The organism is Paenibacillus tuaregi, assembly GCF_900086655.1.
GTDB lineage: Bacteria > Bacillota > Bacilli > Paenibacillales > Paenibacillaceae > Fontibacillus > Fontibacillus tuaregi.
In genome coordinates this window covers 1,640,736-1,654,074 of record NZ_LT575476.1, presented here as the reverse complement: position 1 = coordinate 1,654,074, position 13,339 = coordinate 1,640,736, and the positions used below count along the sequence as shown (strand labels likewise).

Below are 13,339 nucleotides of genomic sequence, written 5' to 3'. Positions count from 1 at the left end.
CTATTTATTCATTCGACCCCATTATAGGAATTTAGACCGTCCGTATAATCCGTTCCTTCATCAGTCCACTCCGTTGCCTCGTATTGGCCGGCGTTCCCGTGGGTAAGATTAGAGATTCTGGTCTTGCTCGTATGAGGCGTGTATACTGCAGTATCTACCAATTGACCGTCATAGTAGAGTGAAAGTGTAACTGGGTTTGAATCATCGTTGTAGAAGCCCATATCTGTATAGTAATCAACATGGACGTCTACGTCGCCAAAATACATGGTTTCCCCAATCGTGAAGGTTGCTCCCCCCGGAACATAAGCTCCAGACTGAGGACTAATAACAATCGGTTCACCGCCGTCGCTGCGCTCAATTCTGATTTTGGAGGCATCTATGGTCTCGGAAGTGGGATTATAGATCTCTATGATTTGCAAATTTGCCTCACTTTGCCCCCAGACTAGCTCGGAGAAGAAGATCCCTTTTTTCTCCTGCACCGTGACCTTGAAGTTGGTTTGAACGCTTCCCCCATGGCCATCACTCGCTGTAACCGTGACTGTAGTGCTTCCCGCTACAAGCGGTGTAATGCTCAACTGGTCATTTGTAACGGAAACTGTAGCTACGCCTGCGTCTAATGAAACTGCAGAATAGGTGAGTACATCCTGATCCTCATCACTAAAAATGGAGGAAAGTCCGATGGTTTTGTCTTGGGCGCCTGTTTCAGTACCAACATCACTGATCGTATTGCTAACAACAGGCTGGTGGTTAACAAGAGGAGCCGGAGTCAGAGTAAGTGTAAAACTTGAGCTTACCTTACCGCCCTTTCCATCGTCTGCTGTAACTTTAATGGTTGCCGTACCCGCATTCACTGGTGTGAGGGTCAGCTCGCTGCCATTTACCGCTACCGTGGCCACACCGGTTACCGACGATTCCGCGGTGTAGGTTAATGCATCTCCATCTTCGTCCTGGAATACATCCGCCAGGCTGATTTTCTTCACTCCATCCGTGACATCTACAGTGACCGCGGCCAGGTCATTCTTCACCACGGGATCGTGGTTAGAGGAGGACGGAGGTGCAAATTGAACTGTAACAGAAAACGTAACTGCCATGGCATGTCCATGTCCATCATTTGCCGTTACTGTAACTACAGCCGTTCCCGAGTTAACGGAGAATAAGTTCAACTCGTCCCCGTTGAGCTTTTTCGTAGTAGTAACACGAACAATATCGCTATCCGAAGAAACTGCTGTAAATGATAAAGTATCTCCATCAGGATCAGTAAAAACATTTGACAAATTTATTGTTTTGAGTTGATCTCCTGCACTGAACAAAACATCGTCTATCTTTGAGATAACACTAGGCTCATGATTAACTTTTGGGGCTTCTGGTGTTGAGCCTATTTCAGTTGTATTGGGGATAGACGCTGCAGGAGGCTTTTCTGTTACCCCGTTCCCATTCACATCCTGTACCTGCCCGATCTGTTGACGTACTTCATTGTAATTTTGGATCACTTGGGCGACCAATGTGTCCTTAGGCAGCTGAACTACATCGATCTTCAAAGCAGGATTTAATATTAATTTAGCGTTTGAATTACTAACCTTAAGCTCTTTAATTGAACCATTTCCTTTGATGGAAATTCCCTTGCTAGAGTTCACCGTGAGATGATTTACGTTTCCGGATAACTGAATATTCGAAGCGCCTTCCTCAAGATCAAGCTGCCCCTTAATATCCCCTTTAATTTGGACATTGTCGCCAGAAATCTTAAGCACACTGGCTTCAGTCAGGCCATTCGTATCCAGAACAACATCTTTCCGAATAATCTCGAGCTCCTTCAAGCCATCCACACGGCGGTTGCGCGAGTTAAACTTCAGTTTTGCTCCGACTAATGCCTCTTTATTGGAATTGCCAATGAAAGCCTTCAACTGCCCGTCAATAAGATATGGAACCTGATTTATGGTGACGATATCTCTATCGACGCTATCAATTACTGCGGTCTGCTCTTGGGTATTAAAAATATCCAGAAGATAAGCCGCAATATCTTCCCTTTTTACTAATCCCTGCGGATTAACCTTACTATCTTTATGATCAATCAACCCTAGACGAAGAGCAGCTTTAACAGATTCCGCCGCCCAATTGCTTACTAAGAACTGATCCTTGGGATTGATGATTGATCCACTCTTCGCATCCGTACCTCCAACCGCACGAACAAACACAGCGGCCAGTTCTTCCCTGGTAACCGGCTCATTCGGACGGAAATTTCCAGCTCCATCCCCTGACAGAAGGCCCGCTTTTTGTGCGGCTTCTATATATGGTGCAGCAAATTGATTATCTTTCACATCTTTAAACATCGAATGATCCGAGCTGGGCTCCAGTTTTAAGGCTCTTACCAGTAACACCGCGAGTTCTTGTCGAGTTAACGATGCTGCTGGACGAAAAGTCCCCTGGGGATCTCCCGATAACAGCCCCCGGCTCACAGCCTCTTGTATTGCAGCTTTTTTATCGCTTGTTACCTTTGAGATATCTGAAAAAGTGGTGTTAGCAGACGCATCAGCATAGGCAGTAGCCCCTAGCATCGTCTGAAGTGAAACGAGGACAACTGCCCATTTCAGTGAGTATATTTTCAACTGTCGTACCTCCTGATGTGTAATTGATTAATAAAAGCCATGCTTAATTTTACAAAAACACCCATCTTTTAAAAAAAGATATAATCTTACAACATATATCGACAATTTACTCTGTGTATTTATAATAATCTGTCATTTTATGTCGAATATTTTATTTCTATTCTATCTCCAGCCTCTGAACCGATTCTAAACCAGGTATTTCAACCGGTTAATTTTAGTAGACGCAGGTAAGAACTCAAGCTTTTATTTGCCGTAAATTTGCTTTTTAGACTTAGAGTCGTATTTCCCTAGTATGCTTTAAAAAAAGAATAAGCCTCATCCGGGGGGATGAAGCTATAGATGTGAACAACAAAGAAAGGGGGCCGTCTAATGGGACAGCCCCGGGGTAAACAGATGCAAATTTAGTTAGCTTAATTTTCTAAAAATTCAACTGAAAATTCGTTATATTCAGCTTACCCGCAGATACAGCTTCACCATCACCGGCGTATACCTTGAACAGGATGCCTCTGATGTTAGTTAGATCAGATATAACCGCTTTATTCACCCAATCTGTCTTTGCGGATTTCCATATTGGGGAATTCAGAGGATACACAACATCAACCGACTCCCCAGGGCCGATTACTCTTTCAACCGAAGGATCAACCCCGGTCTGTCCCCCTGTTTCCTCCCAAAGCCAGCCGACGCCTACTCTTAATACCAGCGATACACGGACGGGTGTACTGCCGGTATTCGTTAGGGTAGACGAGACGCTGGCATACTTCGACCAGTCATCTCCAATACCAAGGCCTGGCTTGGTTTCTGTACCTACACCGGCAGATACCGTGCTGCTAAGAGTAGATGCATAATTAACATAAATTGTATCCCCGTTCAGGCCTTTTGAGATATTTCCAGCAAACGATGACTCTTCAAAGTCCCATGGGAAATAGCTGGCTGATTTGGGACGGTTCATCTCCGCAATAGTAGAAGCATAAGCATCGCCCGCTAAATCAAAACTGAGAGTATGCAGCTGAATACTACCCGCCACGCCGTTCCCGCTTTGAACCCTCAGAATAATCCGGTTTACATTCTTATTCTGCAAGCCTGATAAAGGAACTGTCGCCATCATGGTTGTTTTTGGTGGTATTTTAATGTATTGGCCCAGTTCAACCCATTTCCAATCCCTATCTTTAACAATCGGCTGCAGCTGAACTTCAGTGGTATTTGGATTCGTTACAATGAGGTTCATGTTTGTATACGCACTCCAATTCTCAGCCTGACCCGGGTCTACCTGGAAAGCTGGATAATTCTCCGCTTTAAGGTCAAAGGTCATATTTAACCCACCATTACTAAGCGGGGAAAGGGAAGCAATGGTTGGATTTGCAGGCTTGTCGGCACCATTGAGGCCAACATACCAGGTAGAATAATTATCTATGACACCCGGGTCAATCTCCTGAGGATGACCTGGATCGCCTGTGGTCACCGTAACCTCATTGCTCGCATCCGATAGATTCCCCGCATCGTCAAAAGCTTTTACCATGAATGTATAAGATGTCCTGCCCTTCAAGCCTGCAGCCGTGTAGCCTGTCGTTGTGCTTGAACCGATTTTTTCGCCATTGTTGTATACATAATAGCCTGCCACACCTACATTATCTGTCGAGACAGACCATGCAAGTTTAGCAGTTGTGATGGCTGCCACCGCAGTCAGACCAACTGGCGCCGTTGGAGGCGTAACGTCATTGCTGTCCTTCGTTGTAATGCTTACCGCATTGCTGGGAGAGGAGACATTTCCTGCAGCATCAATAGCTTTTACAGTAAACACATAACTGGTACTGGCCTTCAAGCCGGTTACTGTATAACTTGCTGTCTGGCTGATATCGATTAATGCCCCGTCCTTGTACACGTTATAGCCAACCACTCCCACGTTGTCAGTCGATCTGGCCCATGTCAGCTGAACCGTAGAGTAGGTCGGTGATGTGCCCGTAAGATTTACCGGGGCTGTTGGGGCCTGATTATCGGAAGTTCCGTTAAACACAGTACTGATCTTGGACGTGGCTTTGATCCCGTTTGGACCGTTAATAATCGCGTTCCCTTGCTCCGTATAGCTGGTTCCGGCCCAGTCGCTGGACATATCCAGGTATTCCAGGCCGGGGCCGTTTCCTTTCCAGGACCACCCGAGATAACCTACTCCCTTTTGCTGGCTGTAGCTCATGATGGTAGCCTCATCAACATCCCCACTTGTATGTTTAATGCCAAATTCACCGATCACAAGGGCCAAGTTTTTGTTCAGAACATTGTCGATGTTGCTTTTCACAGTTGCAGCATTTCCGCCAGCATATTCATACATGTGGATAGAGAACATCGTATTTTTCAGAGGATCAGCATTAAACACCTGGGTCCCATAGTCAAAAATGGATTGAGGATACTGCCCCCATCCTGCACCGTCAACCATGATTGTGTTCTTAATACCGGCATTCCGCAGCTTGGGAATAACCGATATGTAACCGTTGGCCCAATCCGCTCCGCTCCAGGTTCCGTACCATTCATTCGCGATGTTGAGGATCACGGTTTTCTCTTTGCCGATTAATGCATTTTTCATTTCAATCCAGTAATCCGCGATTTTGTTCAAAACAGCAGCACTGTCAGAGCCTGTTCCGTCATGCACCTCAAGAACGGCTACCAGTTTATTTTGTTCACACAGGGTGATCAGGCTCTGAATTGCGGACAAACTGTCCTTGGTCCACTGCTGGCCATCCGAGAGAACAATTCTGACCGTATTCGCGCCTGTCTTGGCAATGGCAGGTATCGCAACGGACTCCTGGCCTTTGTACCAAGTGTAAGCGTGGTTGATCCCTCTCATCACAAAAGGATTCCCATTGGCATCATAGAGCGTGGTTCCATTAATATAGAACCCCGTATGAGTTGAAGCTGGAGCAGTCGTTACACTTAAGGCGCTGCTTGCTGCGGACACGTTGCCTGCTGCATCCTTCGCTTTTACAGTGAAGCTGTAGGCGGTGCCTGGAGATAGACCCGTTACCGTATAACTTGTTGTTGTGCTTGATCCTGCGAGCGTAGTTCCTCTGTAGATGTCATAACCTGTTACGCCGACATTGTCCGTGGATGCTGTCCATGCCAGGGTTACGGTTGTGTCCGTCTTAGACGGGCTTGTTAGGTTGGTTGGGACTGTAGGTGAGGTGGTATCAGTTGGTGTCGCTGTAACTTCGGTGAACTTCCATTTCTGCTGGCTGTTCCCGTTATCGGCCCATTGCTGCACACTCGCTCCATCGGCTGTTGAGCCTCCGGCCACATCGAGTGCTTTGCCGCTGGATTGGGAGATCAGCTTATAATATCCGCCGCCTACATCCGTGATTTTCCACTTTTGATTCGGTTGTCCGTTATCTGTCCACTGTTGGACTTTGGCTCCATCATGCGTGTATGCTCCCTCTACATCGAGCGCTTTGCCGCTGGATTGAGCGAGCAGCTTGTAATATCCGCCGCCAACGTCAACCACCTTCCATTGCTGCTGGGCTCGCCCGTTATCGGACCATTGCTGCACTTGGGCTCCGTCTGCAGTTGAACCGCCAGCAACCTCAAGGTTCTTGCCGCTGTGGGAGGCAGTCAGCTTGTAAATTCCGCCGGATACAATATCCGTCTGCCCCGGATTGGTTGGATTTCCATCAGCAGCGTACACTTCAAAATCCCAAAGGGAAAAACCGTAATTCGTCGCTCTTTGTATGCCATACATTCTTACATATCTTGCACTGTTAGTTGCAAAAGAGATTTCGTCAATTCCCCCCTGACCTGTTGTTGTGGAATACACAGTAGTCCAATTGCTGTTATCGCTTGAAGTCTGAATCTCATAGGATTTCGCATAAGCCACCTCCCAGTTCAGCTTCACGCCACTTATCTTTGTTATTGTACCTAGATCAACGCTAATCCACTGCTGATCAGAATAACTCGAGGACCACCGGGTTGAAGAGTTTCCGTCAAAAGCCATCGCAGGTGTTTTGGATGAATCTTCAGTTGAGCTTGCCGCGGCAGCTTTGTTAAGGGCAATATTCACATTCGACGCTGCCTCAGCATTTGTAAGCGGTATCAAACTAATAAATAGAGCAAGTATGGTTAAGCACGATAACATTCTTTTCATTAACATTAACCTCCGTAATTTAGTCATGGAAACAGATCCAGTTACGTCTTAGGTTTGGTTGTGTTAGAATGCTTGATTTAATCATGTCTTAACATGTTGGTCAGCAAGGGTGGGATCAAGAGAAGACTGTAAAAAATGAGGATTGGGCTTGCCGCATGGCGCAGCAATTGGCGTGGAGTGTGTTGTGTCGATTATTGAAAGAGATAAAACTTCCTGCTTCTGTTCATGAACTCCCTCCCTTTATGACGATGTATTAGCTTATCGTTAAGCTTACAAATCACTATAAATTGTAAGCGATTTCGTGTCAACATATTTTTCCAGATGATGATCTATAAATTCAGGGCCTTACTAGGGCGATTATGGTAAAAGTCTGCATTGGATCGATAAAAAATGCGTGTATGTCAGCTAATATTATATTAATCGATAACTTATTATTTATTGGAAAATCACAGGATGTTACCTATACATTTCACAGATGAACAAATAAATGCAAAAGCCCTATCCCTCTTATCGGGACAGGGCTAAACTAATGTTCACTTTTAACCAACTAAAGCAGCACGTATATTCAAAACGGACTAACAGCTCACTTATTCAAGAATCTTAGATGCAATATACGCAAGATCCGTAATATCAATCTTGTTATCGCTGTTCATATCTGCAATCTTTGCTGCTGCCCATTCTGCGCCAGTAGAATTCTTGCCATAGTGGTACGCCACAATCGCAAGGTCGCCTACATTGATGCTGCCATCCTTGTTCAGGTCTGCAGACATCTCCTTAATTACTGCGGCCTTGAAGGTATTTACCGCACTGCCTAATGCTGCTGTGGCACTGTCCACTTCGGACTGCGCCGCGCTTTGGTTGTCTTTTACAGCTGCCGCCGCTTGGATGGCGGCTCCGAGTGCATCCTTGGCTTCCTTCGGATATTGACCTGGCAATGTGCCCACGACAGCTCCGTCATACAGGTTCTGCGCATTCGTAATCGCGGCTGTCAACGCTGTCTTGTCTACGCCCGGCTGCTCCTGATCGCCTACCGCTATGCTCTTGCTGTCAAGTGCAGCCTGAATGACGGTTCCCTCAGGAGCCACACCGAGCTTGGCCTCGGTAACCGCAATCGTTCCGGTCCTATTTTGTACATCCGCCTTTACCTTGAAGGTTAGATCCAGTACTTGAGCGCTGGCTCCGGTTATCCCTCCAATATTGGCGGTAATGAGTCTAACTTTTCCGGCAGTCGCCTTGTCCTCAGTTACGAGCTGAATGTTGTTATTTGCACCAGCCGCACTCACGTATTCAAATAGGTTCGAATCATAGGTCAGGGTGATGTCCTGGGCATACACACTTTGTGACAGCTTGTTCAGGCCAACTGCCACGTTAAAGCTGCTCCCAGGCTTCACACGGCTATCTGCTGAAAGCACAATTGCAGCTGCCTTGGACACAACTGTCACATGAGTTACCGCTGTCTTGCCGCCATCTGCCGATGTCGCGGTAATAACTGTTTTGCCTGCTGCTATCGCATTCACGGTCACACTTGTTGTACCAGATACAGAATCATAAGTTGCGCCAGTGACCGTGGCCACACTTGTATTGCTTGATGAGAAGGTTACTTCCTTGTTAGCTGCATGTGCGGGGGTGATTGCTGCGGTCAGTATTGCGGTTGAACCTTCCTCAAGGCTGAGCGAAAGGGTTACCCCTGTCACCTCTATTGGATCGTCGTCTGCGAAGGATACAGATGAAAATATAGTCGATAAAGTAAAGATCAAAATTAAGAAACTTAAGACTTTTTTCATGAACAAATCCCCTCCCCATAGAAATTTATCAATACATTTGGTAGGGGCTGTGGACGGTGGATGAAGAATCCCCGTCCACAGCTTCACATTTGATAGGTTTAGTCAGTAATTTGAGATGCAATATACGCGAGATCCGTGATATCAATCTTGTTATCGCCGTTCATATCCGCAATCTTCGCTGTCTTCCAATCTGCGCCAGTGGAATCCTTGCCGTAGTGGTAAGCTACAATTGCAAGGTCGCCAACATTGATGCGACCATCCTTGTTCAGATCCGCAGACCCGGCCTTAATCACCGCTGACTTGAAGGTATCTACCGCATTACCCAATGCTGCTGCGGCCCTATCCACCTCAGACTGCGCCGCGGTTTGATTGTCTTGGACCGCTCTTGCCGCTTTGATAGCCGCTCCAAGGGCATCCTTGGCTTCCTTCGGATACTGACCCGGCAATGTGCCCACGACAGCTGCATCATACAGACTCTGTGCATTCGTAATCGCAGCCTTCAGCGCTGTCTTGTCTACAACTGGCTGCTCATCACCATCGCCTACCGCTATGCTCTTACTGCCAACCGCCGCCTGAATGAGGGTCCCCTCCGGAGCCACGCCCAGCTTCGCCTCGGTAACCGCAATCGTTCCAGTCATATTCCGTACATCGGCCTTAGCCTTGAAGGTTAGATTTAGAACCGGCGTACTGGCTCCGGATACTCCTCCGATATTGGCGCCGATCAGTCTAACTTTTCCGGCAGCCGCTTTGTCCTCGGTCACAACCTGAATGTCCTTGTTCGCACCTGCCGCACTCACATATTCAAATAATTTTGAATCATAAGACAAGGTAAGATCCTGAGCATACACACGTTGTTCCAGATTGTTCAGGCTAACTGCCACGTTAAAGCTGCTTCCTGGCTTGACACGGCTGTCTGCTGATAGCGCAGCTGCGGCTCCTTGTGCTTGCTTGTTGATACTTACGGTATATGCTTTCTCAGTTACTCCATCTTCGGCTACCACTCTAACGTTCAAAGTAGTCGTGTCAGATTGTAAAGTTACTTTTCTTTCTACTGAATCATCAATTAAGATGTTATCAACATATACGAGAGCATTCGCGTTCTCAGGAGTGAATTTAACTAAAGCTTCCGTAGAATCTTGAGGAAGAGAAATTGAATACTTATTATCCTTTAGTGTTGCGGACGCCCCGCCTACAGTAACACTCTTAAGATTCGGGTCATTATTATAGTCTTTCAAAATGGAAACCGTTCCGAAAAGTCTGCCAACGTAACCCGCGCCCCTATTGGCGAATTTTACAGTTACTTTTGATTTTCCCTCTATCAATTTTGCCGGAATTTCATACCTTACATCATAAAATTGATCAGGGGTTTTAGCTGCTATCGTTTCTTCCTTAATTAGGTTACCGTCAACATATACGTTAAAAGCTCTTCCTTTATCACCGCTATAGTATCTAGTGGAAATAAAGTTAGTAACGGAAGGATTAACAGCCATGTCATAACTTAGCCAAGCGCCTCCCGCTGACCCACTCCAAGCTTGACGATACTGTTCCCCGCCATAGGAGCCTCCTCCCGTATTTCCTTGGAGGTTATGAGCCAATTCGTGCTGGTCATTCGTGATTTGCACTTCGTCGATCTTGGCAATCGCCTTTTTAGCCGCAGTCTTTCTACCTAGAATATTTTTCTGGAAATTCGGAGAATCCAGTGCGGATAAATAGAAGTAAATCCCGTATCTTTCCTTGTACAAGGAGTAATATGGCGTAAACTTCAAATGATGATCCTCATCCGTTTTCCGCAGCGTGAATTCGAGCTTTCCTTCCGTCTTAACCAAATTGTTTTTGACATTATTGATCCAGTCCTTCACATTCCCATCTTTTATAAGGATATAATCCTTATAGGTAATGCCCGAAGGCAAGTTTGCTTTCTGTGAAGCAAGATGCGGAATCGCGACCATTTGCTCTGTTCCAAGGCCTGCGCTTAGAACAAGTGGGCCATAACTAAATGCTGCCGCTTCAGGATTATCTTGAAGGGTTGTTACCTGTACTTCCAAGGGGAGCGTCAATTCAACAACATCGCCAGTCTTCCACACTCGATTTATGTCTATATATCCGTTAGCTTCCCTTACATTCAAGGATTCCCCGTTGATCGCCACAGCTACTTTTTGGCCCTGTGCAACCCACTCCGGTGATCTGAATTTAATATTAACGGCCTCGGAAGGTGCCGCGTTAATGGTAAACTTGGCTTTATCGCTTTCAGGGATATCAGTCTGCTGTGTTAATTGAAGGCCCTCTTCGGTCCAGTTCACGTTTGAGCTCAAGTACATGTTGACATAGAGATCTTGATCGGTGTGGAAATAGATACTGTCATCGAGCTTACTAAAGCTCTCCATACCACTTCCAGTATCACACCAGAAACTATCGAAGAATGTGGAGAATACTTTAAAATACCCTGTACCCATCGGCTTAAAATACGTACTCATACCGGTTTCCGGATTAATAGAGGCCAAGATCTCATTTTGCAATGTTTTCTCATAGTAATTTGCGTATTTAATATCTCCGGTAAGTCTGAACAACTCTCTGGTGAGCTTTAACATGTTGTAGGAATTACACGTTTCATCGTTTATGTTGTTCCTGTAATTATCCAATTGCCCTGGTTCTCTAAATTGCTCATTCTCGCTGTTCCCACCTGTAATATAGGTATGGTCGTTGACCACCATCTCCCAGAATTTCTCCGCTGCTTTAAGATAGAACGACTCTGCTTCACCTAAGGTCCGATACCGGTTCAAAGCGCCAATAAATTTTGGAATTTGTGTGTTTGCATGCTTATTTGCCAGTATGTCTTGACCCTTAACGATGGGAGTAAACAGGGAATCTTCATCAAACATATGGGCTGCCGTTAAATGATTCGCATTGTTGGTGTATTTATACAGTTCATACAAGGCGTCATTTATACCGCCATATTCTACATTCAGTACTCTTGTATGCGTGGCATCATCCCATGTTTGAGTTCTGTTGTATGTCCAATCTCCGAGCTTACTCGCAATCTGCAAGGCGTCTCCATTTCCTTCGTATTTATAAATATCCACAAGCCCTGCCACAATTTTGTGCATGGTATACCAGGGTACCCAGCTTTGACCTTCGATCTTTCCTTCAATCACATCAAAATGAGTTTCCGGTGTTGCAAAGATATAATCATTTTTGCTTGCATTCTGGCATGCTTTTAATTCACTGATGATGTAATCTATTTTGCTTTTTATTTGGGTGTTCAGCGTTTGATTACCTTTTGTTTGTTTGTATGCCTGTGATAGCGCTGTCATGTAATGCCCCAATGTATGCCCTCTAAGGTAGCTCCAGTTGCCTTCCCAGCCGTTGTAAAGCTCAGCCTTCTTAGGGAGACCAGCTACCGTTCTGAACCCGGACAATAGACGATCCGGATCAAGTTTTAATAAATAATCAACATCTTTATTGAGAGCATTAACATAATAAGGGTCTGTAACCTCTACCTGCTCCAAGTCAAAATTTTTGATTTTTGAAAAATCACCTGAGTATTTATTCGTTTTTACAACCACAGAAAATTCTTTGGTTAAAGTTACTGAGCCGTAAGTGATAGAGGCTCGTACTGTAACCGGAGTATCGGCCCCTGGATCTGTAACCACTCCTGTGTTTGAAATAACATTTGGATTTGAAGTACTCCATGAGATTGTGCTTCCATTTATACCTCGTGTCGGGAAAGTCAGATTTCCTCTCGTTGTCTCAGGCAGAACGATTGCATCTTTGTCTTGCTGTGCAATGACCTTCTCGTCAATTACACCACCTTCCGATTTATAGACATCCCGGACAGCTTCATCTGTCGCAGCAACACTGTAAATCTTGAATTCATCCAGGTTCAGCTTAGAATAGGCCCCGCCATATAAGGGTGAGTTAAAACCTAAATACTTATGATCCGTACTATTTCCCGCAATGCTTCCGCCTTGTTTATTATAGGAAACCTTTTGAGCGAAACCGTTACGGTAAATGACCACATTTTTTGTTGCATTGTCATAGGTGACTGCGATATGAGTCCATTCCCCTACTGGGAAGAATTTGCTCCGATCTCCGGTAACATATGATTCCTGTACGCCAGATCCTGTGGAAAGCTTCAATGGAACGGTATCACTCAGAATGCTTAAATACCATCCTTCTCCCATCCAGTTACCATTTGGCTTGTTCCACATAATCATATGCTCGCCTTGTAACGTAGCATCGGGCTTCACCCAGAAAGACACAGTCAGATTCTGCGGCTGTAATGCCGAAGACGTCCCTAAATCAATATAATTATCCGTTCCGTTAAGTTGTAGAGCTTTACCAACCTTCCCGTCCACATATTTTGCGGTGCCATTTAGTCTCCCTTGAATCCCATTACTGGAGGAATCCGTAATATTATTTTCAAACTTTAAATCCAGTTGCTTTGAAACATCCAACGCTGCTGCATATGCCGGAATTGCGAAAACGGAAAAACCGGACACAGCCGTGGAAACCAATGTTAAGGATATGATATGAGGTGCTGTCCTCCTCATTGCTCTGGTTATACCTTTTAACAGTTTCATTTACATTTCTCCCTCTTTATAAAATATCAAGCAAAATCCGAATAAGCTTGTGTCACAAAGCGATTGAGGATTGCATCTATTTTAGGAAAGCTAGAGATCTGAAATATTCAACTTAATATGCCCTATCCCAATGATGGACTGCTATATCTCGGGATAGGGCATAATTAGAGTTCAGTTGTTCATGCTGCTATATAAGTTGAACTAATAACTTACATGCTAGTCAGCCGTATGAAATGTTCCTACGATCGC

At 45.4% G+C, this 13,339-nt stretch carries 4 protein-coding genes; all 4 read right to left on the bottom strand.

Annotated elements, in window-relative coordinates; all coding sequences use genetic code 11:
• Positions 1 to 8: 8 nt before the first annotated feature.
• Positions 9 to 2,603, bottom strand: coding sequence for an S-layer homology domain-containing protein (locus BN6628_RS07480; protein ID WP_068616086.1), 2,595 nt, complete (start codon positions 2,601 to 2,603; stop codon positions 9 to 11).
• A gap of 418 nt (positions 2,604 to 3,021) precedes the next feature.
• Positions 3,022 to 6,726: a cellulase family glycosylhydrolase gene (locus BN6628_RS25560; RefSeq protein WP_082926835.1), complete on the bottom strand. Its 3,705-nt coding sequence runs from the start codon at positions 6,724 to 6,726 to the stop codon at positions 3,022 to 3,024.
• Between the two features lie 587 nt (positions 6,727 to 7,313).
• On the bottom strand, positions 7,314 to 8,510 hold the full coding sequence (locus BN6628_RS07470) for an Ig-like domain-containing protein (protein WP_068616084.1): 1,197 nt from the start codon (positions 8,508 to 8,510) through the stop codon (positions 7,314 to 7,316).
• 98 nt (positions 8,511 to 8,608) lie between these two features.
• A complete protein-coding gene (locus BN6628_RS07465) occupies positions 8,609 to 13,090 on the bottom strand; it encodes a beta-L-arabinofuranosidase domain-containing protein (RefSeq protein ID WP_082926834.1) in 4,482 nt (1,493 codons plus the stop codon).
• Positions 13,091 to 13,339 lie beyond the last annotated feature (249 nt).

Excerpts from the sequence above, each read along its gene's own strand:
- BN6628_RS25560 (WP_082926835.1), bottom strand. The coding sequence starts at position 6,726 with ATGAAAAGAATGTTATCGTGCTTAACCATACTTGCTCTATTTATTAGT.
- BN6628_RS07470 (WP_068616084.1), bottom strand. The coding sequence starts at position 8,510 with ATGAAAAAAGTCTTAAGTTTCTTAATTTTGATCTTTACTTTATCGACT.
- BN6628_RS07465 (WP_082926834.1), bottom strand. The coding sequence starts at position 13,090 with ATGAAACTGTTAAAAGGTATAACCAGAGCAATGAGGAGGACAGCACCT.